Source organism: Agrococcus sp. SCSIO52902, from assembly GCF_022983135.1.
GTDB lineage: Bacteria > Actinomycetota > Actinomycetes > Actinomycetales > Microbacteriaceae > Agrococcus > Agrococcus sediminis.
This window is the reverse complement of the sequence record NZ_CP095269.1, coordinates 465,378-489,471: the sequence shown is the minus strand read 5'-3', so window position 1 is coordinate 489,471 and position 24,094 is coordinate 465,378. Positions and strand designations below refer to the sequence as shown.

Sequence of the window (24,094 nt, the reverse complement as noted above, 5' to 3'; positions counted from 1 at the left end):
TCAGGTGAGACCTATGTCGCGACTCATCACACAGGGCGGAGGATGGGGGATTCGAACCCCCGAGGGCTTGCACCCAACACGCTTTCCAAGCGTGCGCCATAGGCCACTAGGCGAATCCTCCTGAGCCGGCCGCGAACGGCCGACCTAGCGATCCTAGCGGAGCGAGAAGGGGGCGAGGACCGAAGTCCCCGCCCCCTCCCTCACTGCGCTGCTACGGGCAGATCGCGTACTCCTCGACGGCGGACGACAGGGTCGCCTCGCTGCCGAGCAGGAAGACCGGCGGCTGTCCCAGCCGCAGGCTCTCCGTCACGATCGCCGAGTTGATGCAGGTCGGCTTCGCCAGGTACAGCGGCGAGCCCTCGGCGGCCGCGAGCGCCGAGGCGCTCAGGGCATCCGGGAACTTCTGCCCGCTGGCCAGGTACATCGCCGGCACGGGGCCGTCGAACATCTCCTGGTTCACGAGCACGGCTGTCTGGTAGCGGTCCGAGCCTGCGAAGCGGTGGACGACGAGACCCAGCAGGTCGAAGTCCAGCTCGATGCCGTTCGACATCGAGTTCTGGTCTCCGAGCAGGTACACATTCTCCGCGCCGAGGCGGTCGAGCTCTGCGACGGACGCGTCATCCGCGCCGTCCCGGAGGCCGTCCACCAGCAGGATCGGAGCGTCGATCGAACCGGCTGCCGCGCCCGCCGACAGGGCGTCGGGGTAGTTGCGGCCGGTCGCGACGAACGCGTTCGCCGAACCCTCCTCGAAGGCGTACTGCGCGATCAGGCGGCTCGTCTCGTACCGGTCCGCACCGCCCACGCGGTCGACCGTGCCGGCCAGGCCCTCGAGCTCGTCGGCGACCGCGGGTGCGACCGAGGGCTCGCCGCCCACGATCACGATGCGCTCGGGCGACAGGCGCTCGATCTCCTCGGCCACGACGTCGGGCAGCGCGCCGCCCTGCGTCAGCAGGAGCGGTCCGCCCTCACGGGCAGCGGCGGGGGCAGCGGCGAGGCCGTCCGGGAACTTCTGGCCGCTGGCGACGTACACGACGTCAGCGCCCTCCGGGAAGCCGTGCTGCGAGATCGCGACCGCGGTCTCGTAGCGGTCGTCGCCCTCGAGGCGCTCCGGCGTGGGCATCGTCAGGTCACCCGTCGTCACGTGGACGAAGGTGCGCACGTCGGTGCCGCCGTAGCCCACCACGCCGAGGTACTCGGCATTGGTGTCGAGGCCGTTCCACATGGCCGTGTAGGTGAAGTGCCCGCCGACGGTGCCGTCGATGGACGTCGGCTCCGTGCGGAACGAGCCCTCCTGCTGGCCCGTGCCGACGGCGACGTGGTCGAGCTCGAAGTTGCTCGGCGCGCCGGCCTCGCCGGTCGCCCAGACCTCGGCGATCGCCACGTAGGTGCCCGCCTGAGGGTCCTCCAGCAGCAGCGTCTCGTCCGCCGACCCGGTCGCAGCCGTGAACTGCTCGACCGGCGTGCCGGCGTCGTTCAGTCGCAGCACGTACAGGTCGTGGTCGGCCGTGTCGTCCTCGGCATCGAGCGAGAAGTAGTGCGCGATCTCGCCCTCCGGGATCTCCACGACGTACTGGAAGTAGTCGCCGGCGTCGCCGCCGTCGGCTCCCAGCAGCTGGAACGGAGCCAGGCCGTTCGCCTCGAGCGGGATCGAGCCGTCGATGCCCGAGATGCCCGAGACGGGGGTCTGGCCGACGGTGCCCATGCCCTCGACCCACTCCGGGGCGGCGACCGCGACCGGCTTCACCGCGAGCGGCGAGCGGACGGTGTGCTCCGAGCTGGTCCAGGTGAGGAAGCCCGACGTCCACGCGCCGAGCTCAGCGCCGGCCGTGGTGAAGGTCACCTCGTAGGAGAGCGACTGGCCCGCCTCGGTGAACTCGAGCGTGGACGGCGACACCGCGACGTCGATGCCGGACATGCCGGACGTCGACACCGCGTACGAGCTGGCCTCGAGGGCCGTCACCGTGCGCGTCACCGTCTGCGTGCCCGCGAGCGAGCCGACGGCGATCGAGGCGATGTTGAGGTCGCTCGGGTCCATCGGGGTGCCCACCCACGAGTCGGGCAGCACGTAGCCGAGCCCGCGCAGGTAGCCGAACCAGTCGGCCGTGCCGTTCTCGTACACGAGGCCCGCGTCGAGCATCGACTGCGTGTTCACGAAGCCGGCGCCCTGCGCCCACGGGTCGGTCGAGACCGAGCCGTCGAGGTTGCGGGTGTCGGTCGCGGTCGTCATCAGCGCGCTCTTGACCTCGGCGGGCGAGGCGTTCGGGTGCGCACCGAGGTAGATCGCGCCGAGGCCCGCCACGTGCGGCGCGGCCATCGAGGTGCCCGAGAGCATCCGGTAGGTCGGCTCGCCGTCGGCGGGGTTGGGGCCGGCGGCGATGATGCCGACACCGGGGGATGCCACGTCGGGCTTGATGACGTCGCTGCCCTCGGCGAGGGCCGGGCCGCGGGACGAGAAGCCGGCCACGACGGGCGCGACGGTCTCGATGCCCGAGGTGTTGCCGGCCTCGAACGAGACGACCGTGCCGGGCGTCTGCGCAGCGGCCAGGAGCTGGTCGCGGTACTGCGCGTCGACGTGGATCGTCGGGATCACGTGGTCGTCGAGGTCGATCGAGCCGGGCGTGACGTTGACGAGCACCGCGGCGATGCCGCCGGCGTCGGCGACGACCTGCGACTTCTCGACGCGCGCGTTGACGCCGCGGTCGCAGAGCACGATGGCTCTGTCGGCCTCGGCGGCGTCGAGCGTGCCGGGGAGGCAGAGCGCGGCCTCAGCCGGGTCCTGGCCGTCGGCGGCGATGTCGCCGGCGTAGATGAACGGTCCGGAGATCTCCGGAGCGCCCTCCTCCATGGGCACCGTGATGGAGCCGCCCGGGACGCGCTCGTCGCCCGGCAGGACGACGGTGGCCTCGTAGTTCGGGATGCTCGCCGCGGCGACTGTGGTGTACCAGGGGGCGGCGTGGTCGAGCGTCGACGCACCGGGGCCCGAGTTGCCGGCCGAGACCGACACGAAGACGCCGGCTGCCGCAGCACCCAGGAACGCCACGTCGGTGGCCGTCGCGACCGAGGTCGCTGCGCCGCCGCCGATGGAGAAGTTGATGACGTCGACGCCGTCGATGACGGCCTGCTCGATCGCGGCGACCGAGTCGCTCGTCGCGCAGCCGTCGTCGTCGGTGCTCGACGGGTCGGTGCCGGACCAGCACACCTTGTACGCGGCGATGCGCGCCTCGGGCGCGACGCCCGACATGGTGCCCAGGTCGGCGCCGCCGGCGGAGGTCACGGCGACCTCGGCGTTGCCCGCCGCCGTGGAGGCGGTGTGCGAGCCGTGGCCGTCGCCGTCGCGCGGCGAGAGGTACTCGCCGGGCTCCTGCGTCTCGGTGCCGATGTTGTCGGCGCCGAAGCCGTCGACGTAGTAGCGGGCCGTGATGATCTTGGTCGAGCAGTCCTCGGCCGTGAACTGCGAGCCCGTCTCGCACGCGCCGACGAACTGGCTGCCGTCGCCCTTGTCGAAGACGATCGCGTCGCCGTCGAGGTAGGGCTCCGCGCCCGGGGTCGTGCCGAGCGGCTCGCCCGCGAAGAGCGGGTTTTCGGGCGCGATGCCCGTGTCGAGCACGCCGACGACCACGCCGGCGCCGGCCTCGTCGACGCCGCCGACCTGCGACCAGAGGCCCTCGAGGTCGAGGTACTCGTTGGCGGGGCTCGCCTGGATCTGGAGCATCTCGTCGGGGAAGATCTGCGAGACGCGCGAGTCGCGCGCCAGCTCGAGCGCCTGCTCGGCCGACAGATCGGCGACGAAGCCGTTCATCGTCACCGTCAGGTTCGTCGCGATCTGCGCGCCGATCCCCGATGCGACCTCGGCCTGCTGGGTCTCGAGGTGCGCGGCGTACGCGTTCGCTGCTGCCGAGTCGACGTCGATGTCGTCGGTGCCGAGCGGTGCGGTGCGCGCCAGGTTGGGCAGGCCGCCGCGGTAGGTCGACATCGCGTCGTCCTCGAGGACGACGATGTAGCGGCCGCTGTCGAAGCCGCTCGTGTCGATGGGGGGTTGAGGCGGAGCAGCGCTCGCTGCGGCCGCACCAAGCACCGACGCCCCCGCGCTGAGCGCGAGGGCGGTGGTGAGTGCGATGCCGCTGCGAAGGCGCACACGCTTCGAGTTCAGTGTGCTCACAAGGTGATCCTTCGTTCAGGACGAAGCCCCCGGTGAAGTGGGGGGGCAGATGTGCCTGAATCTATGGGCGCGCTGTGGTCGGCGGAAGAGTGTCGAGGAAGCGTTACCTTTTCGTGACCTCCCGGACGCATGGCACTAGCGTGGAGGGGTGCCGACCCGCATCGTCATCGCCTCCCCGGAGGGCCACGCAGGCAAGTCGATCGTGGCGCTCGGCCTGCTCGACGCCCTCGGCAGGAGGGTCGAGCGCGTCGGCGTCTTCCGTCCCGTCGCCCGCTCCGAGGAGGAGCGCGACGGCGTGCTCGAGCTGCTGCTCGCGCACGACGCGGTCGAGCTCGACTACGACGAGGCGATCGGCACGACCTACGCCGCGGTCCACGAGGACGCCGAGGCCGCGCTCTCGACGATCGTCGACCGCTACCACCGCATCGACGAGCGCTTCGACGCGATCGTCATCGTCGGCTCCGACTACACCGACGTCGGCAGCCCCACCGAGCTCGGCTTCAACGCGCGCGTCGCGGCCAACCTCGGCGCCTCCGTGCTCCTCGTGCTCGGCGGTCGCGACCCCGAGACCGACGCGCCCCGCACGGCCGACCAGCTGCGGCAGCTCGCCGAGGTGACGACCGCCGAGCTGGCCCAGGCCCACGCATCGATCGCCGGCGTCGTCGTCAACCGCGCCGACCCCTCGGCGATGGACGAGATCCCGGCGGCGATGGCCGGGGCGGTGCCGGCCGGGGTGCCCGTCTGGTCGATCCCGGAGGACGCGCTGCTGAGCGCGCCCAGCGTCGGCTCGCTCTTCCGCGCCGTCGACGCGACCCTGCTGCGCGGCGACCCGGGGCTCCTGTCGCGCGAGTCGCTCGGCACGGTGGTGGCGGGCATGTCGATGGAGCACGTGCTCGAGCGGCTCATCGAGGGCGGCATCCTCGTCATGCCCGGCGACCGCTCCGACGTCGTGGTCGGCACGCTGCTCGCGCAGCAGTCCGACACCTTCCCGTCGATCGCCGGCATCATCCTCAACGGCGGCTTCGAGCTGCACCCCGCGGTGCAGCTCCTCCTCGACGGCCTCGACCTCGACCTGCCGATCGGCGCCAACCCGCACGGCACCTACGAGACGGCGCGACGCATCGCCGGCACGCGCGGCTCGCTCATCGACGGCACGCAGCGCAAGCGCGACGCGGCGCTCGCCCTCTTCGAGCAGCACGTCGACGCCGCGGCGCTGCTCGAGCGCCTCGAGGTCGCGACGACCGACGTCGTCACGCCGCTCATCTTCGAGCACAGCCTCATCGAGCGGGCGCGCGCCGACGTGCGGCACATCGTGCTGCCCGAGGGCGACGACGACCGCATCCTGCAGGCCGCATCCACCGTCCTCGCGCGGGGCATCGCCCGGCTGACGATCCTCGGCGACGAGGCGTCCATCCGCCAGCGCGCGGCGGCCCTCGGCCTCGACCTGTCGGGCGCCCGCATCGTCGCGACCGACGACGCCGAGCTGCGGCCCCGCTACGCGGCCGAGTACCAGCGGCTGCGCGCGCACAAGGGCGTCTCGATCGAGCAGGCGATGGAGCGGCTGCTCGACGTCAGCTACTTCGGCACGCTCATGGTGCACCTGGGCGACGCCGACGGCATGGTGTCCGGCGCCGCCCACACGACCGCGCACACGATCAAGCCGTCTTTCGAGACCATCAAGACGAAGCCGGGGGTCTCCGTCGTCTCGAGCGTGTTCCTCATGGCCCTCGCCGACCGGGTGCTCGTCTACGGCGACTGCGCCGTCATCCCCGAGCCGACCGTCGAGGAGCTCGCCGACATCGCGATCTCGTCGGCGCAGACGGCGCGCGAGTTCGGCATCGAGCCGCGCGTGGCGATGCTGTCCTACTCGACGGGGGAGTCGGGCACCGGCGCCGAGGTCGACCGCGTGCGGGCCGCGACGCAGCTCGTGCGCGAGCGGGCCCCCGAGCTGCCGGTCGAGGGCCCGATCCAGTACGACGCGGCGGCGGATGCGGCGGTCGCGAGCAAGAAGATGCCCGACTCGCAGGTGGCCGGGCGGGCGACGGTCTTCGTCTTCCCCGACCTCAACACCGGCAACAACACCTACAAGGCGGTGCAGCGCTCGGCGGGCGCGCTCGCGATCGGCCCCGTCCTGCAGGGGCTCAACAAGCCCGTCAACGACCTCTCCCGCGGTGCGCTCGTGAGCGACATCGTGAACACGATCGCGATCACCGCGATCCAGGCGCAGGCCTCGGGGGCGCAGGCACCGGGAGCGCAGGCATGACGCGCTCCGTCTTCGTCATCAACGCCGGCTCGTCGAGCCTCAAGTACCAGCTGGTCGACGTCGACGCGGGCCGCGCGCTCGCGAGCGGCCTGATCGAGCGCATCGGCGAGACCACCGGCGAGGCCAAGCACGAGGTGCCCGGCAGCGAGCCCGTCGTCGAGCAGCGCGTCATCCCGGACCACGAGAAGGCGTTCGGATGGGTGCTGCGCCAGTTCGAGCGGCACGGTCCCGACCTCGAGCGGGCAGGGCTCGTCGGCGTCGGGCACCGCGTCGTGCAGGGCGGCGCGCGCTTCGACCGCGCGGTGCGGGTCGACGACGACGTGCAGCAGCAGATCGAGGACCTCGCCCCGCTCGCCCCGCTCCACAACCCCGCGAACCTCCAGGGCATCCGCTCGGCCCGTGCGACGTTCCCCGGCCTGCCGCACGTCGCGGTCTTCGACACCGCGTTCCACCTCACGATCCCGCCGGCGGCGCACCGCTACGCGATCGAGGAGCGCGTCGCCGCCGAGCACCGCGTGCGCAAGTACGGGTTCCACGGCACGAGCCACCAGTACGTCTCGCGCCGCATGGCCGAGCTGCTCGGCAGGCCGCTCGACGAGGTCAACAGCATCGTGCTGCACCTCGGCAACGGCGCCTCGGCGACCGCGGTGCGCGGGGGCAGGAGCATCGAGACCTCGATGGGCATGACCCCGCTCGCGGGCCTCGTGATGGGCACGCGCTCCGGCGACATCGACCCGGGCGTCGTCTTCCACCTCCATCGCGTCGCCGGCATGTCGGTCGACGAGATCGACACGCTGCTGAACAAGCGATCGGGCCTGCTGGGCATGACCGGCACGGGCGACATGCGCGACGTGCTGCAGGCGGCGGATGCGGGGATCGGCCGGGCGGTCGAGGCGCTCGAGATCGTCGGGCACCGCCTGCGCGGCACCGTCGGCGCCTACCTGGCGCACCTCGGCCGCACCGACGCGATCGCCTTCACCGCGGGCATCGGCGAGAACGCCGCGCGCGTGCGCGAGATCGCGCTCGAGGGGCTCGAGGGGCTCGGCATCGTGCTCGACCCCGAGCGCAACCGCGGCCGCGGCGAGCGCCGCATCTCGGCTGACGGCTCGCCGATCGAGGTGTGGGTCGTGCCGACGAACGAGGAGCTCGAGATCGCGCGGCAGGTCGCGGCGCTGGTCGACGCCCCCTGACGACCGGCGGGCCGAGCGGCCGGTGGACGTACGGCAAGACCCTGGCGGGAGATAGCGCGTCGGCTACGCTCTCGACAGGATGACTCGAGGATGCCTCGGAGTTCAGCGGGCCCCGCTCCAGCATCCTGATGTCACGACGCCCAACTCGAGACCTCGTATGAGGAGGCCACGATGATGCATGCACACCAACCCCAGCCAGGGCTGCGCCTGGTGACGGCCGCAATGGTCGCCGCGCTGAGCGTTGCGATGGTGGTGCTCTCACCCCCGACTCCGGCCACGGCCGAGTCGACCGAGGCGGGTCAGTCCCTGGTGGCGGTCCGAGGGACGACGGTGTTCGTGCAGAACCGGATCGAGGACACCGTGGCGCAGCGGTCGTTCGTCTACGGGCGCTCGGGCGATCGGCTCGTGTTCGGCGACTGGAACGGCGACGGCATCGACACCATCGCCGTGCGACGGGGCGGCGGGGTCTACGCGTCTGACCGGCTGGGGCCGGGCACCGCCAACCGCGTCTACAGCTTCGGGCGCACGGCGGACGAGCTGCTCGTCGGGGACTGGAACGGCGATGGCGTCGACACCGTCGCTGTGCGGCGCGGCAGCATCATGCACTTCACCGATTCCCCGGCCGGCGGCTCAGCGAACCGGGTGGTGGGCTTCGGTCGCTCCTCGGACCAGATCGTCGTCGGCGATTGGGACGGAGACGGCATCGACACCATCGCGGCACGCCGCGGGTCCAGTCTGTTCGTCCTGGATCGGCTGCGTTCCGGTATCGCGGATCGCGCCTTCCAGCTCGCGAGCGGGACGACCGACGTCCTGGCGGGGGACTGGGACGGCGATGGGGACGACACACTGGCCGTGCGAGCCGGAGCCCGGGTCGCGTTCTCCGACTCGCTCGGCGGCGCACCGATGACGTCGACGCGCTTCGGGCGGGCCGATGATCTCGTGGCAGCCGGCCGTTGGACGAGTCCTGTGGAGCGCCAGGCGCCTCCGACCGCCCGACCGCCCGCCGATACTGACTTCACCTCCCAGATCATCAATGCCTCGACGCTGGGCGACGGCTATGCGAGGAACTCCGTCAACACGACCTCGTTCCGAGCGGACTCGGTCGTGACGGCCACGATCGGCGAAGAGCTCGTGCAGTTCGCCGCCTACTACGACGCGCAGGGCCGGGTGGTGCTCGCCAGCCGGCCGCTCGATGGCCCATGGCGCACGGCGATCACGCAGCATCGAGGCGACGTCACGGACGCCCACAACTCCATCAGCATCGCGGTCGATGGGGAGGGGCTGCTCCACGTCGCGTGGGGCATGCATGGGACTCCGCTTCGCTACGCCGTCTCCACCGCACCGGGGTCGCTCGTCCTCGGCGGTGCAGTCCCCATGACGGGCATGCATGAACGCTCGGTGACGTACCCCCAGTTCTTGCGAGCATCGACCGGGGATCTGTACTTCCTCTACCGGGACGGCTCCAGCGGCAACGGCTCGCTCCACATCAACCGGTATGCCGCGGCGACCGGCGAGTGGTCTCGCGCGGCCACCAGGGTGATCGATGGCGAAGGCGAGGTGTCGCCCTACTGGCAGGCGACGATCGACGCCCAGGACCGGATCCATCTGTCCTGGACCTTCCGCCGCACGGCAGCGGTGGAGACGAACAGCAACGTCTACTACGCCGTCGCCACGGACGCGAGCGCGACGACGTGGGCTCGCTCCGACGGCAGCGTCTACTCCGGTCCCATCATGCTCGACACCGCTGAGCAGATCGCCGCAGTGCCCGAGGGATCGAACCTCATGAACCAGACGTCGATGGCGGTCGACGACGAAGACCGCCCTTTCATCGCCTCGTACTGGACGAGCGACGGCGTGACTCAGTACCACGTGATCCGCCAGTCCCAAGCGGGCTGGGAAGTCCTCGACACGCAGATCCGCACCACCACGTTCGACCTGGCCGGCATCGGGACGAAGGCCGTGCCGATCGCCCGGCCGCAGATCGCGGTGCGCGGATCGGGCGACGAAGCGCAGGTGCTGCTGCTGATCCGCGACTCGGAGCGCGCTTCTCGAGCCGCGCTCGCCACGACGGCCGCCATCGCGTCGAACTCCTGGACCGTGGACGATCTGACGAGCGACTCCATGGGCTCGTGGGAGCCCACCTATGACACATCGGCGTGGCGATCGACCGGCAGGCTCTTCGTGTTCCTGCAGCCTGTGCTGCAGGGCGATCACGAGACCCTGACGACGCTCGAGCCTTCGCCCGTGTCCATCGTCGAGGTCCTCACGCCCTGATCCTCCGCGGGCCGGCGAGCTCGGGTGCGAGCCGGCTCAGCGGTCGGCGAGCTCGCCCACCTCGAACTGCGCCAGGCGCTCGGCGGGCAGCTCCATGCCCTCGTGCTGCGCGGCGAAGTCCTCGGTCGCGTCGGTGCCGCAGATGCCGAGGATGCGGTCGGGGCCGCCGGGGTGCTCGGTCACCCACTCCGTGAGGTCGTAGACGGTGCCGTCGATCGCGACCCAGCAGGAGGCGGAATCGTCGTGCCCCGCGACGTCGCCGATCGAGATGCCGTCCTCGCCCGCGGACGGGGTCGGGCCCACCGCCGGCTCCGGCTCCGCGCTCGGGGCGATGCCCGCGACGCGGTCCTGCCAGACGGCGGTGGCGCCCGTGTGCCCGGTCAGCACCGCGATGATGAGCGCGCCGAGCGCGACGGCCGCCAGCACGATGCCGCTCAGCAGCCCGATGATGCCCGACGAGCGCCGGGCGCGGGTGAGCCGCCGCTGCCACAGCCACCACGCGAGGGCGGCGGCGAAGAGCGTCGCGGCGGTCGCGAGCAGCCAGTTGCCGAGCTGCTCGTGCTGGCCGGGGGAGCCGACCCTGGCGGCGAGCGCCTCGCCCGAGAGCTTCGCCACGAGCGCGCCCGCGGCGGCGATGCCGAGCACGCCGACGACGGGCCAGGCGAGCGACGCCCGCCAGCGCGGCATGGCGAGGACGAGCAGCAGGCCGAGCGCGCCGAGCGGCAGCAGCACGACGGGCACGTGCACCGCGAGCGGGTGCAGCGGCAGGCCGAAGGCGAGGTCGAACGGGTTGCCCGTCGCGGGAAGCATGCCGACACGGTACCGGCGCCCACCTGCGTCGCACCGGTGCCGCGCGTTGGGTACGATGGATGCGGCTCCCCGCGTGGCGCCATCCAGGCCAAATCCCCCAGGTCGGAGACGAAGCAAGGGCAACCGGGCTCTGGCGGGTGCGCGGGGAGTCCTGCATGTCCGGGCTCGAAGATGGCCGGGCTGGGCTTGCGCCGCGACGCGATGCGTCGCGGGTGCGCGGGGAGTCCTCGCATGTCCGGGCTGCGGCGCGGCACGTCACCGGCGGGAAGTAGCCTGGGTCGCATGGTCGCCGCCCTCTACCGCCGCTATCGGCCGGAGTCGTTCTCCGAGCTCATCGGGCAGGCGCACGTCACCGACCCGCTGCGCACGGCGCTGCGCGCCGACCGCGTGAACCACGCCTACCTCTTCTCGGGCCCCCGCGGCTGCGGCAAGACCACCAGCGCGCGCATCCTCGCGCGCTGCCTCAACTGCGCCGAGGGCCCCACGCCCGAGCCGTGCGGCGTCTGCGACTCGTGCGTCGAGCTGGGCCGTGACGGCGGCGGCTCGCTCGACGTCGTCGAGATCGACGCGGCGAGCCACGGCGGTGTCGACGACGCCCGCGACCTGCGCGAGCGCGCCACCTTCGCGCCGAGCCGCGACCGCTACAAGGTCTTCATCATCGACGAGGCGCACATGGTGACCTCGGGCGGCTTCAACGCGCTGCTCAAGATCGTCGAGGAGCCGCCCGAGCACATCAAGTTCATCTTCGCGACGACCGAGCCCGAGAAGGTCATCGGCACGATCCGCTCGCGCACGCACCACTACCCCTTCCGGCTCATCGCGCCGGCGCCGATGCTCGAGTACGTGCAGCAGCTGTGCGCCCAGGAGGGCGTCGAGGTCGCGCCCGGTGTGCTGCCGCTCGTGGTGCGCGCCGGCGGCGGCTCCGCGCGCGACACCCTGAGCCTGCTCGACCAGCTCATCGCGGGCTCCGAGGGCGGCGTCACCTACGAGCACGCGGTCGCGCTGCTGGGCTTCACGCACGGCGAGCTGCTCGACGAGATCGTCGCCGCGCTCTCGGCGGCGGATGCGCCGAGGCTGTTCGCGTCGATCGACCGCGTCGTGCAGACAGGCCAGGACCCGCGCCGCTTCGTCGAGGACCTGCTCGAGCGGCTGCGCGACCTGATCGTCGCGCACGCGGCCAGCGACCCCGCCGCGATCCTGCACGGCGTCCCCGAGGACGAGCTCGCCACGCTCGTCGAGCAGGCGGGCGGCTTCGGCGCGGCCGAGCTCTCCCGCGCCGCCGACATCGTCGCGAAGGCGCTCACCGACATGGCGGGCGCCACGAGCCCGCGGCTCCACCTCGAGCTGATGGCCGCGCGCCTGCTGGTGCCCGAGAGCGGCGACCCCGAGGTCGGCACCCTCGCGCGCGTCGAGCGCCTCGAGCAGCGGCTCGACGGCGCGACGCCCGCACCCGCAGCGCCGGCCGCCGCGCCACCGCCTGCCACCGCATCCGCGCCCGCCCCGGGGCCGCCGAAGTCCGCGCCCGCGTCGAGGCCGAAGGCCGCGCCCGCACCCGCTGCTGCGCCGAGGGCCGCGCCCGCATCGGCACCCGCCCCGCCTGCGAGCGCCCCCGCGCCCGCTCCGGCCGCGGTCCCGCCCGTGCGGACGCCTGCGGCGAGCGCGCCCGCGCCGACGCCGGCTGCTCCTGCGCCGCAGGTCGCGGCGTCGGCGGAGGCGATCACGTTCGGCCAGCTGCGCGACGCCTGGGACGAGGTGCTGCAGCTGCTCGCCGACCAGCACCGCTCGGCGTGGATGGTCGCGACGACCCTCACGCCGATCGACCTGCGGGACGGCGACGTGCTCGTGCTCGGCTTCCAGTCGGAGGCCGACGTCGAGCGCTTCAAGCAGCCCCAGGGCACGCGTCCGAGCGTCGCCGACGCGCTGCGCACCGCCATCCGCGAGCTGCTCGGCTTCGACGTGCGGTACGTGCCGCGCACGCGTCAGGGCTCGCGCCGCGCGTCCGAGCCTGCCGCTCCGGCAGGCGGCGAGGAGGCGCACCGAGGCCGCGCCCCGGCCGCGCACGCACCCGCTCCGGCCGCCGCGCCCTCACCCGCGCTCCGGCCCGACGCCTCGGTCGCGGTGGCGCCTGCCCGCCGCGCGAAGCCAGAGATCGCGGCGGCAGCGGCCGCCGCGGAGCCGGTCACCGGCTGGGCCGTCGCGACGATCCCGAGCGACGCGGAGGCGCCGCCAGAGGACCTCCCGGAGCAGGGCCTGCCCGACCAGCCGGAGCCCGACCCCTTCTCCTTCGTCTCCGCGCCCGACGCCCCGGTCGCGGCCGAGCCCGCGCCGGTCGAGCAGCAGAGGGCGGCTCCGACCGGGCCGTCGCTCGCCGAGCTCGCGCGCTCCGCGCCGGCGCCCGAGCCCGCGCTCTCGGCTTCGCAGGCCGCGCGCTACGGCGAGGCGGTCGTGCGGGAGGAGCTCGGAGCCGAGCTGATCGAGGAGCGCCCGCGGGTGCGAGGGGAGCGCTAGGTGTACGACGGCATCGTCCAGGACCTCATCGACGAGCTCGGGAGGCTGCCCGGCGTCGGACCGAAGTCGGCGCAGCGCATCGCGTTCCACATCATCCAGACCGAGACCTTCGACGTCGACCGGCTCGCGACGATCCTCCAGACGGTGCGCGAGCGCGTGCGCTTCTGCGTCGTCTGCGGCAACATCGGCGAGGAGGAGCGCTGCGCGATCTGCCGCGACCCTCGCCGGGTGCCGACGACGATCTGCGTCGTCGAGGAGCCGAAGGACGTCGTCGCCATCGAGCGCACCCGCGAGTACCGCGGGCTGTACCACGTGCTCGGCGGCGCGCTCAACCCGATGCAGGGCGTCGGCCCCGACCAGCTGCGCGTCGCGTCGCTCATGACCCGGCTGCAGGACGCCGCGGTGGAGGAGGTCATCATCGCCACCGACCCCAACGTCGAGGGCGAGGCCACCGCGACCTACCTCATCCGCACCCTCCTGCCGCTCGGCGTGCGGGTGTCGCGGCTCGCGAGCGGGCTGCCCGTCGGCGGCGATCTCGAGTTCGCCGACGAGATGACGCTCGGCCGGGCGTTCGAGGGCCGCCGCACGGTAGAGCGTTGAGCCCGCAGCGCTCACCCTCGAGGTGAGCGGAGGGCTCAAGGTCGAGGAGCGCGCGGTCGGAGGCCGCTCGCGTCGCGAGACCGTGGCGAGGCGTCGACGCCGAGGGCATGCGCCCGCCGCCTAGACTGGGGTGTTCCGGGACCTGGGGAGCGGCGTGAGCCTCATCGTGCAGAAGTTCGGCGGGTCGAGCGTGGCCGACGCCGAGAGCATCAAGCGTGTCGCGAAGCGCATCGTCGAGACGAGGAAGCGCGGCGACGACGTCGTCGTGGTCGTCTCCGCGATGGGCGACACCACCGACGAGCTGCTCGACCTCGCCCACGCCGTCGTGCCGAACCTCCCCGCGGGCGGTCGCGAGCTCGACATGCTCCTCACCGCCGGCGAGCGCATCTCCATGGCGCTGCTCGCGATGGCGATCAAGTCGCAGGGCGCCGAGGCCGTGTCGTTCACCGGCAGCCAGGCCGGCATGCTCACCGACGACCGGCACGGCTCCGCCCGCATCGTCTCGGTGACGCCCGGCCGCGTGCGCCAGGCGCTCGACGCCGGGCAGATCGCGATCGTGCAGGGCTTCGCCGGCTTCAACAAGGTCACCGGCGACATCACCACGCTCGGCCGCGGCGGCTCCGACACCTCCGCGGTCGCGCTCGCCGCCGCGCTCGAGGCCGACGTGTGCGAGATCTACACGGATGTCGACGGCGTGTTCACCGCCGACCCGCGGGTCGTCCCGCGCGCCCGCCGCATCGCCCGCGTCACGAGCGAGGAGATGCTCGAGCTCGCCGCCGCCGGCGCCAAGGTGCTGCACATCCGCAGCGTCGAGTACGCCCGCCGGCACGGCGTCACCCTCCACGTCCGATCGTCGTTCACGAACGACGACGGCACCATCGTCTACGACCCAGAGAGAGCGGGGTCCACCATGGAAGAGCCGATGATCGTCGGCGTCGCCCACGACCTGTCCGAGGCCAAGGTCACGGTCGTCGGGGTGCCCGACGTGCCCGGCACCGCGGCGCGGATCTTCACGATCGTGGCCGAGTCCGGCGCGAACGTCGACATGATCGTGCAGAACGTGTCCGAGGCGGCGACCGGTCGCACCGACATCTCCTTCACCCTGCCGAAGGAGGAGGCCGGCAGCGTGCTGCAGGCGCTCGAGGCGCATCGCGCCGAGGTCGGCTTCGAGTCGATCCAGCACGACGACCAGATCGGCAAGCTGGCGCTCGTCGGCGCCGGCATGCGCACGAACGCGGGCGTCTCGGCGCGGCTGTTCCGGGCGCTGTCGGATGCGGGCATCAACATCGAGATGATCTCCACCTCCGAGATCCGCATCTCGGTCGTCACCCGCGCCGACCAGCTGATCGAGGCCGTGCGCGTCGTGCACTCGGCGTTCGAGCTCGACGGCGACCAGGAGGCTGTCGTGCACGCGGGGACCGGGCGATGATCCGGCGCCTGAGCGACGAGGCCGGGCCCGCGCGCCCGCTGCGCCTGGGCGTCGTCGGCGCGACCGGCCAGGTCGGCGGCGTCGTGCTGCGGCTGCTCGCCGACCGCGCCGTGCCGATCGACGAGCTGCGGCTGTTCGCGTCCGCCCGCTCCGCCGGCCGCGCGATCGAGGTCCAGGGCCGCTCGATCACGATCGAGGACGCCGAAACAGCCGATCCGAGCGGCCTCGACGTCGCGATCTTCTCCGCCGGCGGCGCCACGTCGCGCCGGCTGGCGCCGCGCTTCGCGGAGGCCGGGGTCGTCGTCATCGACAACTCGTCGGCCTGGCGGATGGACCCGGAGGTGCCGCTCGTGGTCTCCGAGGTCAACCCGCACGCGATCACCGGTGCCGTGAAGGGGATCATCGCGAACCCGAACTGCACGACGATGGCCGCGATGCCCGTGCTCAAGCCGCTCGACCTCGCAGCGGGCCTCGAGCGGCTCGTCGTCGCCACCTACCAGGCGGTCTCCGGCTCCGGCCTCGCCGGCGTGGAGGAGCTCCGCGGCCAGCTCGAGCGCGCCGCCGGCCAGCACCCGGAGCGGCTCACGCACGACGGCGGCAAAATCGACCTCGGCGAGCCGGGGGTCTACACCCAGCCGATCGCGCACAACGTGCTGCCGCTCGCCGGCTCGCTCGTCGACGACGGCTCGGGCGAGACCGACGAGGAGCAGAAGCTGCGCAACGAGTCGCGCAAGATCCTCGAGCGCCCCGAGCTGCGCGTCGCCGGCACGTGCGTGCGGGTGCCGGTCTTCACCGGTCACTCGCTCGCGATCCACGCCGAGTTCGAGCGCGACCTCTCGCCCGAGCAGGCGCGAGCGCTCCTCGAGCAGGCGCCCGGCGTCGAGCTCGTCGACGTGCCGACGCCGCTGCAGGCGGCCGGCGCCGACGCCTCACTGGTCGGCCGCATCCGCGCCGACCAGTCAGCGGAGCCCGGCCGCGGACTCGTCCTGTTCGTCGCCAACGACAACCTCCGCAAGGGCGCTGCGCTGAACGCGGTGCAGCTGGCGGAGCTCGTCGCCCAGCGCCTCGGCTGACCAGAGCGGAACGGAGGAGGGCGGCGCCGATCGGCGCCGCCCTCCGTCGTCGACCGGCTCAGGCCGCGGGGTGCTGGGGGTGGTCGTCGCCGTGCGACGCCTCCGCCGACGGCTCGGCCTGCGGTGCGTCCGCCGCCTGGTCGGTCGACGCATCCACCCACTCCGTGGCGAAGCTGCCGCCGTCGGCGGTGCGCTCCTCAGCGGCGCCGCCGGCGAAGCGCTGCGGCTCGCCGCTGTCGCCGCCCAGCTTCGACTCGGCCCAGTGGCGCGCGTCGGCGGCCTTCTCGCCGAGCGTCTGCCCGGCGCCCTGCGCCTGCTCGCCCAGGTTCTCGGCCTTGTCCTTGACCCACTCGGCCGCGTCGCCGAGCTTGTCCTTCGCGTCGTCCAGGATTCCCATGGTCGCTCCTCTCGCCGGATGGTGACGCGCCCATGCTAGGCCTGGGAACCTGGCGATGCGCACGATCTGGGTCGAGCGTCCATGGAGGACGTCCTAGAATCGAAGGGTGACGAAGACGATCGACGTGGCCCTCATCGGCGGAGGGATCATGAGCGCGACGCTCGGCGCCCTCCTCCACCGCCTCGAGCCCTCGTGGACGATCCGCGTCTTCGAGCGCCTGCCCGAGGTCGGCCAGGAGTCATCCGGCCCGTGGAACAACGCCGGCACCGGTCACGCCGCCCTCTGCGAGCTCAACTACATGCCCGAGGGCCCCGACGGCTCGATGACCGCCGCGAAGGCGATCGACATCAACGAGCAGTTCCAGCTCTCCCGCCAGCTCTGGGCGTCGTTCGTCGAGGACGGCACGCTGCCCGACCCCTCCGGCTTCATCTCGCCGACGCCGCACATGACCCTCGTCTGGGGCGACGACAACGTCGACTACCTGCGCCGCCGCTGGGAGCTGCTGAAGGACGAGCCGCTCTTCGCCGGCATGGAGTACACGGAGGACCCCGAGGTCATCCGCGCCTGGACGCCCACGCTCATCCCCGGCCGCAAGAAGTCGCAGCGCATCGCCGCGACCCGCTCGACCGACGGCACCGACGTCGACTTCGGCGCCCTGACCCGGATGCTCTTCGACCGCCTGCAGGCGGACGGCGCGGTCGTGCACACCGACACCACCGTCACCGGGCTCAAGCGGCTCGACGACGGCACCTGGCGGCTGAAGCTGCGCCGCGAGGTGGGCCTCAGCACCAACGAGGCGATCGCGCGGTTCGTCTTCGTCGGCGGCGGCGGCGGCGCGCTCAAGCTGCTGCAGAAGTCGGGCATCCCCGAGGCGAAGGGCTTCGCCGGGTTCCCCATCACCGGTGCGTTCCTGCGCACCGACAACCCCGAGGTCGTCGCCCGCCACAACGCCAAGGTCTACGGCAAGGCGAGCGTCGGCGCCCCGCCGATGTCGGTGCCGCACCTCGACACGCGCGTCGTCGACGGCGAGGCGAGCCTGCTGTTCGGCCCCTACGCGGGCTTCAGCCCCAAGTACCTGAAGACCGGCTCGTACACCGACATGTTCGAGACGATCAAGGGCCACAACCTGTACCCGATGATCCGCGCTGGCCTCGCCAACCTCGACCTGGTCGGCTACCTGTTCGGCGAGGTCTTCGCGTCGCGGACGAAGCGCCTCGAGGCGCTGCGCGAGTTCATGCCGAAGGCGCGCGACGAGGACTGGCGCCTCATCACCGCCGGCCAGCGCGTGCAGGTCATGAAGCGCGACCCCGACGAGGGCGGCGTGCTGCAGTTCGGCACCGAGGTCGTGACGGGCGCGGACGGCACGATCGCCGGCCTGCTCGGCGCATCGCCCGGCGCATCCACCGCCGTCCACATCATGCTGACGATCTTCGAGCGCTGCTTCCCGGAGCGCATGCCGCAGTGGCGCGAGACGATCCGCGAGCTCATCCCCAGCTACGGCACCCGGCTGAACGACGACCCGGTGGCCGCGCGGGAGAGCCTCGAGCGCACCGCTCGCGTGCTGCGCCTCGTCCCCGAGTCCGCGCCCGAGCTCCAGGCCGCTGCCGCGGGCAGCGGCACCGCCTAGCGACTAAAGGCAGACCGATGTCCATGACCGAGTCCCCCGAGGCGGGGACGCTGCGCCGCGTCAGCGCGGTCGCGGGCAGCGAGCAGAGGGACGCGCTGCGCGACGCGATCGACGCCGACGAGGCGCTCACCCTGACCGCGATCTCGTCGCGGTTCGCCAACCTCGTCGTCGACCCGGGGTTCCCGGGCGACGTGGTCGTGCTCGCCGAGGAGCCCGGCAGGACCATGCTCGCGCACGCGCGCACGGTCGTCGCCGCAGGCGCGCTCGTCGTCGTGCACGCCGATGTCGACACGACCCTGCGGCGGGCGCTCGAGGGCCTCGGCGCCGCGATCGTGCCGCTCGGCGAGCCCGCCGAGGCGGTGGCCGAGCAGGTCGCGGCGGTGCGCCGACCCACGCGGCGCCGCACCACGAGCTGGACCGACGAGCCCGCCGAGCGGCGCCCTCGCCTGTCGCCGGGGGAGCGGCGGGCGCTCACGCACTATGTGCAGGGCCTGACGACCGTGCAGGTCGCGGCCGAGATGGGCGTCGGCTACGAGACCGCCAAGACCTTCCTGCGGCGCGTGCGCGCCAAGTACGCCGCCGTCGACCGGCCCGCCGGCCGTCGTGCCGAGCTCATCAACCGCGCAGAAGAAGACGGCCTGCTCTAGCCGTGGCGAAGCTGTACTTCCGCTACGGGGCGATGAACTCCGGCAAGTCCACCGGGCTCCTGCAGGCGGCGTTCAACTACGAGGAGCGCGGGCAGCGCGTGCTGCTCGCGAAGCCCGCCACCGACACGAAGGGCGAGCGCGACGTCGTCTCGCGGCTCGGCGTCACCCGCGCGGTCGACTTCCTCGTCGCACCGCAGGACTCGGTGCTGGACGCGTTCGAGGCGGCCGCCGCCGAGCGCCCCGAGCCCGTCGCGTGCCTGCTCGTCGACGAGGCGCAGTTCCTGCGGCCCGAGCAGGTCGACGAGCTGCTGCGCATCGCCGTCGAGCGCGGCGTGCCCGTGCTCGCCTACGGCATCCGCACCGACTTCCTGACGCACGCGTTCCCCGGCTCGGCGCGGCTGCTCGAGCTGGCGCACTCGCTCGAGGAGCTGAAGACCATCTGCCGCTGCGGCCGCAAGGCGCTCTTCAACGGCCGCAAGGTCGGCGACCGCTTCGTCTTCGACGGCGACCAGGTCGCGATCGACGGCGAGGCGGTCACCTACGAGTCGCTGTGCGCGACGTGCTACCTGGAGGAGTCGGGGGGACGATTGGGCGCTCCCGCGCCGCTCGTCGAGTAGCCGCCGCCTCCGCTCGTCGAGCAGCCGCCGCCTCCGCTCGTCGAGCAGCCGCCGCCTCCGCTCGTCGAGTAGCCGCCGCAGGCGGCGTATCGAGACGAGAGCGCTCGCCAGCCCAGCCGCCAGGTCTCGGTACGCGCGCTGCGCGCGCTACTCGACCTTGACCCAGAAGGGCTCAACGCGGCTTCGCCGCATTGAGCCCTTCTGCCTCAAGTCGGGGTGACAGGATTTGAACCTGCGACCTCGTCGTCCCGAACGACGCGCGCTACCAAGCTGCGCCACACCCCGGTGCTCCGCCGGGAACGCGTCCCCGGCTGTGCAACCTCGCCAGTCTACCCGATGTCGCGCGGCAGGAGCGACACGACGACCGCCTCCGGCGGCGTGCCGAGCCGGAACGGGGCGAAGATCGACGAGCCGATGCCCTGCGACACCGTGAGCGGCACGGAGCGGCCGCCGTGAGCCCACTCGCTGAGCCCCGACGCCTGCTCGCGCGGGATGTCGCAGTTCGTGACGATCGCGTGCCCGCCGGGCACGCGCACCTGGCCGCCGTGCGTGTGGCCCGCGAGGATCGCGTCGGCGCCGAGGTCGACGAAGGCGTCGAGGATGCGGCGGTACGGCGCGTGCGTCACGCCCAGCGTCGCGCGGGGGGCGTCGCCGAGCGCCCGCCGCATGCGCGAGAGCGCGCCCTCGGTCTCGTCGAGCCGGTCCCAGTGCCGGTGCGCGTCCGAGACGCCGAAGCCGGCGATCGTGGTGCCGCGCACCTCGATGGCGCGGGCGGTGTTGTTGAGGCTCAGCCAGCCGAGGTCCTCGTACGCGCGCTCGAGCCCGTGGATGTCGAGGCGCTCGACGCGCGACTCGCCCGAGACGCTCGACGGCCCGCGGAAGTAGCGGAGCGGGTTCTTCAGCTCGGGGCCGTAGACGTCGTTCGACCCGTGGACGAAGAAGCCGGGCACGCCCTGGAACACGCGCAGCGCATCCGCCAGCACCGGCAGCGCGGCGCGATGCCCGAGGCTGTCGCCGGTGTTGACGATCAGGTCGGGCTCGAGCGTCGCCAGACCCTCGAGCCAGTCGAGCTTCGTCTCCTGCCAGGGCGCGAGGTGGATGTCGGCGAGGTGCAGCAGCGTGATCGGGCGCGCGCCGGCGGGGAGGATGCGCAGCGTCTCGGAGCGGATCCGGAACGCGCGCGGCTCGACGGCTGTGGCGTACGCGGCGACCGCGGCGCCGGCGGCGAGCACGCCGCCGACGACCGCGCCGACCGCGCGGCTAGCAGCCAGGGTCGCCCCCGGAGGCGTTGGTGCCCACGACGACCGAGATCGGGTCGTCGGGCTCGCCCGGGGTGTCGGGCAGCGGGTTCTGCGCGAGCACGGTGCAGAGGTTGGCCTCGCCGTGGTCCTGCCAGGTGATCTGCAGCAGCGCCGGGTCGAACCCTGCGCCCGAGAGCGTCGTGCGGGCGTCGGCGAGCGAGCTCGCCACGAGGTCCGGCCACGTCTGGGCGGCCGGGTCGGCAGGCGGCGCGGTCTCCTCCGCGTCGCCGCCCTCGGCGAGCCCGCCGTTCGACGGGTAGAGGATGATCGGCGTCGACGTGGTCACGAGCGAGCCGGCGCCGGGCGCCGTGTACTCGACGAGCCCCTCGGCCTGCAGGCCGTCGATCGGGTCGGAGACCTGCACCGTGTACCCGGCGCCCTCGAGCGCGGCCGTGGCGGCCTCGACCGACTGGCCCGAGACATCCGGCAGCTGGCTCGCGTTGCCGCGCAGCGTGTCGGCGTCGGGGGAGAGGAACTCGCCGCCCGGGTAGCGCGCGATGCCCTCGGCCATCGCGCCGCGGAAGATCGTCGAGCGCACGTTCCAGCGCTCCTCGAGCGAGTAGTTGCCGACGATGTTGCCGACCCAGACGGAGGTCGCGATCTCAGGGCTCGCGCCGTTCACCCAGGTCTGCACGACGCCGTTCGTCGTGCCCGTCTTCGAGATGACGGGCGTGGTGCCGGGCGGGTTGTTGATCGGGTTGCGCTCTGTGACCGTCTCGAGCGTGGCCTGCAGCACCGACGCCACCTCGGGCGTGATGGCCTGCCGGCAGTCCTGGCCGGGAGGCTGCACCTCGGAGCCGTCGCGCGCGACGATGCGGTCGATCGCGATCGGGCGGCAGTAGACGCCGCCGTTCGCGATCGTGGCGAAGGCCGAGGCCATGCCCATCGGCGTCACGTTCGAGCCCGAGCCGATCACGGCCGGCGCGAAGATCTGCCAGTCGCTGCCGTCGGCGGGGACGACGCCCATGTTCGCGGCCGTCTGGTGGATGTCGCACAGGTCCATCTCGCTCGCCATGCGGGCGATGCCGGTGTTGACGGAGTTGACCATGATCTCGGTCGGCGTCATGCGGGCGTACTCCTCGCCCTCGTTGTTCTGCGGGTCCCACGGCTCGGAGACGAGGCCCGTGCACTCGGCGCGGAAGGCGCCCATGGGCCACTCCTCGCGCGTCGCGTCGATCTGCTCGTCGACCGAGTGGCCGTCGATGATCCACTGGGCGAGCGTGAAGATCTTGAACCCGGAGCCCGGCTGGAAGCCGCCGGATCGGCCGTGCGCGTAGTCGGCGTTGAAGTTCACCGCGCTCGCGGTCGGCGGTGCGCCGTCGCCGTTGAAGTAGTCCTTGTTCTGCGCCATCGTCAGGATGCGCCCGGTGCCGACCTCGAGCTGGGTCACCGCGCCGCCGGACTGCCAGCGGGTCTCGGTGTTCGGCACGTTCTGGTCGAGCAGCGCCTGCACCGAGTCGTTGAGGCCGAGGTCGATCGACGTGTAGATGCGGTAGCCGCCCTGGAAGAGCGCGGCGGCGTTGTCCTCCTCGGACGCGCCGAGGATGTAGTGCCCGTCGACCTGGTCCTGTGCGAGCACGCGCTGTACGTAGTCGCAGAAGAAGCGCGCCGAGTCGTAGCCGGCGATGCAGCCGTTGTTCGCCGGCTGGATGTCGACGAACTCCTCGTCGACCGGCGTCGCGAGCGCCTCGTCGCGCTGCTCCGCCGTGATGTAGCCGTCGGCGGCCATCCGGTTGATGATGAAGTCGCGCCGCTCCTGGTTGCGCTCCCAGTTGTCGGCGCTGAACAGGTTGCGGATCGACGGGTTCTGCACCGTCGCGATGAGCGCGGCCGACTCGGCGATCGTCAGCTCGGAGGCCGGCTTGTTGAAGATGCGCTGCGCGCCAGCCTGGATGCCGTAGACGTTGCCGCCGAAGTTGGCGATGTTGAGGTAGGCGAGCACCACCTCGTTCTTCGTGTAGCGCTGCTCGAGGCCGATCGCGAGCCGCATCTCGGCGAGCTTGCGCTGGTAGCTCTCCTGGTACTGCTGCTCGTAGGTCTCCTGGTCGCCGCGGATGAACGCGTCCATGGCGATCTGCTGGCGCACGAGCTGCATCGTGAGGGTCGAGGCGCCGGACTCGCCGCCGAAGCCGACCTGCGAGAGGCCGGCGCGGATGACGGACGGGGCGTCGACGCCGCCGTGCGAGTAGAAGCGGCGGTCCTCGCCAGCGACGAGCGCCTCGACGGTGTTGCGCGGCACCTGCTGCCAGCGCAGCACCTGGCGGTCCTGGGCGTAGAACTGGGCGATCTCGACGGGCTGGCCGTCGCGGAGGCCGTAGATGCGGTTGCGCTCGGCCTGCTGGTTGATCTGCGCGTACGAGGGCAGGCTCTCGAAGATGTCGAGGCCGCTGTTCGCGGTGCTCGAGGCGACCGCGAGCGCCGGCGTCAGGGTCGCCGAGACGAGGATCCCGGCGATCGCGCTGAAACCGATGAGTCCCAGGAGCGAGGCGAGCAGGCTTCCTGGCTTGTGTCGTGATGCGGCCATAGCATACGAGGGTACGCGACCAACCTATGAGGGCAGGGGACCACGCACGATGGCGAAGACGACCTGGGAGTATGCGACGACGCCGCTGCTCATCCACCGAGAGACGGCGATCCTGAACACCTGGGGCGCCGACGGATGGGAGCTCGTGCACGTCGCGAACGGCCCCGAGGGCGGCCTCGTCGCGTTCCTGAAGCGCCCGATCGAGGCGTCCGCGTGAGCGTCGCCGAGCGCATCCGCGAGCTCGGCTTCGAGCTCCCCGCGGTCGTGCCGCCCGTCGCCTCCTACATCCCGGCCGTCTCGAGCGGACGCCTCGTCTTCACCTCCGGCCAGCTGCCGATGGTCGACGGCGCGCTGCCGCGCACGGGCAAGGTCGGCGCCGAGGTGTCGGCCGACGAGGCCACCGCCGACGCCCGCCAGTGCGCGCTCAACGCGCTCGCGGCGATCGACGCCGAGATCGGCTCCCTCGACCGCATCACCCGCATCGTGAAGGTGGTCGGATTCGTCGCCTCGGCCGAGGGCTTCCACGGCCAGCCGGGCGTGATCAACGGCGCGAGCAACCTGCTCGGCGAGATCTTCGGCGACGCGGGCCGCCACGCGCGCAGCGCCGTCGGCGTGGCCGAGCTGCCGCTCGGCGCCCCGGTCGAGGTCGAGGTCATCGCCGAGTTCGCCTAGCGG

At 72.4% G+C, this 24,094-nt stretch carries 17 protein-coding genes, 2 tRNA genes and 1 other RNA gene; 13 read left to right on the top strand and 7 right to left on the bottom strand.

Annotated elements, in window-relative coordinates; all coding sequences use genetic code 11:
• Positions 1-36: 36 nt before the first annotated feature.
• Both MU522_RS02385 and MU522_RS13260 read right to left on the bottom strand, forming a co-directional pair.
• Positions 37-121, bottom strand: a tRNA-Ser gene (locus tag MU522_RS02385).
• Positions 122-211: 90 nt separating this feature from the next.
• The gene (locus MU522_RS13260; protein ID WP_281440015.1) at positions 212-4,159 is read right to left on the bottom strand and encodes a cell wall-binding repeat-containing protein; all 3,948 of its coding nucleotides are present in this window, start codon (positions 4,157-4,159) and stop codon (positions 212-214) included.
• Between the two features lie 148 nt (positions 4,160-4,307).
• On the opposite strand from MU522_RS13260, the gene pta reads away from it, so the two are divergent.
• From pta to MU522_RS02355, 3 genes are all read left to right on the top strand, one after another.
• Complete coding sequence (gene pta / locus MU522_RS02365; RefSeq protein WP_246992205.1) at positions 4,308-6,422, top strand: phosphate acetyltransferase; 2,115 nt, start codon at positions 4,308-4,310, stop codon at positions 6,420-6,422.
• Positions 6,419-7,612, top strand: a complete 1,194-nt coding sequence (locus MU522_RS02360) for an acetate kinase (RefSeq protein WP_246992203.1) — start codon at positions 6,419-6,421, stop codon at positions 7,610-7,612. The genes pta and MU522_RS02360 overlap by 4 nt, the downstream gene beginning before the upstream one ends.
• Before the next feature lie 171 nt (positions 7,613-7,783).
• Positions 7,784-9,886 (top strand): BNR repeat-containing protein, encoded by a 2,103-nt coding sequence (locus tag MU522_RS02355; protein WP_246992201.1) that lies wholly within the window; start codon positions 7,784-7,786, stop codon positions 9,884-9,886.
• 36 nt (positions 9,887-9,922) lie between these two features.
• Here MU522_RS02355 and MU522_RS02350 read toward each other — a convergent pair whose 3' ends face one another.
• Positions 9,923-10,696, bottom strand: a complete 774-nt coding sequence (locus MU522_RS02350; RefSeq protein WP_146357937.1) for a cytochrome b5-like heme/steroid binding domain-containing protein — start codon at positions 10,694-10,696, stop codon at positions 9,923-9,925.
• Between the two features lie 60 nt (positions 10,697-10,756).
• On the opposite strand from MU522_RS02350, the gene ffs reads away from it, so the two are divergent.
• From ffs to MU522_RS02325, 5 genes are all read left to right on the top strand, one after another.
• Positions 10,757-10,853, top strand: an RNA gene (ffs, locus tag MU522_RS02345) — signal recognition particle sRNA small type.
• Positions 10,854-10,978: 125 nt separating this feature from the next.
• Positions 10,979-13,204 carry a DNA polymerase III subunit gamma and tau gene (locus tag MU522_RS02340; protein ID WP_246992199.1) on the top strand — a complete coding sequence of 742 codons (2,226 nt, stop codon included), beginning with the start codon at positions 10,979-10,981 and terminating at the stop codon, positions 13,202-13,204.
• Entirely contained in the window at positions 13,205-13,804 is a 600-nt protein-coding gene (gene recR, locus MU522_RS02335) for a recombination mediator RecR (RefSeq protein ID WP_128188335.1), read from the top strand.
• 154 nt (positions 13,805-13,958) lie between these two features.
• Positions 13,959-15,233 (top strand): aspartate kinase, encoded by a 1,275-nt coding sequence (locus MU522_RS02330; protein ID WP_146357933.1) that lies wholly within the window; start codon positions 13,959-13,961, stop codon positions 15,231-15,233.
• Positions 15,230-16,306, top strand: a complete 1,077-nt coding sequence (locus tag MU522_RS02325) for an aspartate-semialdehyde dehydrogenase (protein ID WP_246992197.1) — start codon at positions 15,230-15,232, stop codon at positions 16,304-16,306. The genes MU522_RS02330 and MU522_RS02325 overlap by 4 nt, the downstream gene beginning before the upstream one ends.
• Before the next feature lie 58 nt (positions 16,307-16,364).
• Here the strand turns inward: MU522_RS02325 and MU522_RS02320 are convergent, their stop codons facing one another.
• The gene (locus tag MU522_RS02320) at positions 16,365-16,703 is read right to left on the bottom strand and encodes a hypothetical protein (protein WP_246992188.1); all 339 of its coding nucleotides are present in this window, start codon (positions 16,701-16,703) and stop codon (positions 16,365-16,367) included.
• 106 nt (positions 16,704-16,809) lie between these two features.
• Between MU522_RS02320 and MU522_RS02315 the strand changes: the two genes are divergently transcribed.
• The 3 genes from MU522_RS02315 to MU522_RS02305 are packed head-to-tail and all read left to right on the top strand — an operon-like array spanning position 16,810 to position 19,594.
• Positions 16,810-18,330, top strand: coding sequence for a malate:quinone oxidoreductase (locus MU522_RS02315; RefSeq protein ID WP_281440014.1), 1,521 nt, complete (start codon positions 16,810-16,812; stop codon positions 18,328-18,330).
• Positions 18,331-18,353: 23 nt separating this feature from the next.
• A complete protein-coding gene (locus tag MU522_RS02310) occupies positions 18,354-18,977 on the top strand; it encodes a sigma factor-like helix-turn-helix DNA-binding protein (protein WP_246992186.1) in 624 nt (207 codons plus the stop codon).
• Positions 18,978-18,979: 2 nt separating this feature from the next.
• Positions 18,980-19,594: a thymidine kinase gene (locus MU522_RS02305; RefSeq protein ID WP_146357923.1), complete on the top strand. Its 615-nt coding sequence runs from the start codon at positions 18,980-18,982 to the stop codon at positions 19,592-19,594.
• Between the two features lie 211 nt (positions 19,595-19,805).
• On the opposite strand, the gene MU522_RS02300 is transcribed toward MU522_RS02305, so the two are convergent.
• The 3 genes from MU522_RS02300 to MU522_RS02290 all read right to left on the bottom strand — a co-directional run bounded on the left by MU522_RS02300 (position 19,806) and on the right by MU522_RS02290 (position 23,419).
• Positions 19,806-19,879, bottom strand: a tRNA-Pro gene (locus MU522_RS02300).
• Between the two features lie 44 nt (positions 19,880-19,923).
• Entirely contained in the window at positions 19,924-20,826 is a 903-nt protein-coding gene (locus tag MU522_RS02295; RefSeq protein WP_225792856.1) for a metallophosphoesterase, read from the bottom strand.
• A gap of 28 nt (positions 20,827-20,854) precedes the next feature.
• Positions 20,855-23,419, bottom strand: a complete 2,565-nt coding sequence (locus MU522_RS02290) for a transglycosylase domain-containing protein (protein WP_246992185.1) — start codon at positions 23,417-23,419, stop codon at positions 20,855-20,857.
• A 49-nt stretch (positions 23,420-23,468) separates the two neighbouring features.
• On the opposite strand from MU522_RS02290, the gene MU522_RS02285 reads away from it, so the two are divergent.
• On the top strand, positions 23,469-23,636 hold the full coding sequence (locus MU522_RS02285; protein WP_164877025.1) for a hypothetical protein: 168 nt from the start codon (positions 23,469-23,471) through the stop codon (positions 23,634-23,636).
• Entirely contained in the window at positions 23,633-24,091 is a 459-nt protein-coding gene (locus MU522_RS02280; protein ID WP_128188327.1) for a RidA family protein, read from the top strand. The genes MU522_RS02285 and MU522_RS02280 overlap by 4 nt, the downstream gene beginning before the upstream one ends.
• The last annotated feature ends 3 nt before the right edge of the window (positions 24,092-24,094 follow it).

Excerpts from the sequence above, each read along its gene's own strand:
- MU522_RS02360 (WP_246992203.1), top strand. The coding sequence starts at position 6,419 with ATGACGCGCTCCGTCTTCGTCATCAACGCCGGCTCGTCGAGCCTCAAG.
- MU522_RS02355 (WP_246992201.1), top strand. The coding sequence starts at position 7,784 with ATGATGCATGCACACCAACCCCAGCCAGGGCTGCGCCTGGTGACGGCC.
- MU522_RS02350 (WP_146357937.1), bottom strand. The coding sequence starts at position 10,696 with ATGCTTCCCGCGACGGGCAACCCGTTCGACCTCGCCTTCGGCCTGCCG.
- MU522_RS02340 (WP_246992199.1), top strand. The coding sequence starts at position 10,979 with ATGGTCGCCGCCCTCTACCGCCGCTATCGGCCGGAGTCGTTCTCCGAG.
- MU522_RS02325 (WP_246992197.1), top strand. The coding sequence starts at position 15,230 with ATGATCCGGCGCCTGAGCGACGAGGCCGGGCCCGCGCGCCCGCTGCGC.
- MU522_RS02320 (WP_246992188.1), bottom strand. The coding sequence starts at position 16,703 with ATGGGAATCCTGGACGACGCGAAGGACAAGCTCGGCGACGCGGCCGAG.
- MU522_RS02310 (WP_246992186.1), top strand. The coding sequence starts at position 18,354 with ATGACCGAGTCCCCCGAGGCGGGGACGCTGCGCCGCGTCAGCGCGGTC.
- MU522_RS02290 (WP_246992185.1), bottom strand. The coding sequence starts at position 23,419 with ATGGCCGCATCACGACACAAGCCAGGAAGCCTGCTCGCCTCGCTCCTG.
- MU522_RS02285 (WP_164877025.1), top strand. The coding sequence starts at position 23,469 with ATGGCGAAGACGACCTGGGAGTATGCGACGACGCCGCTGCTCATCCAC.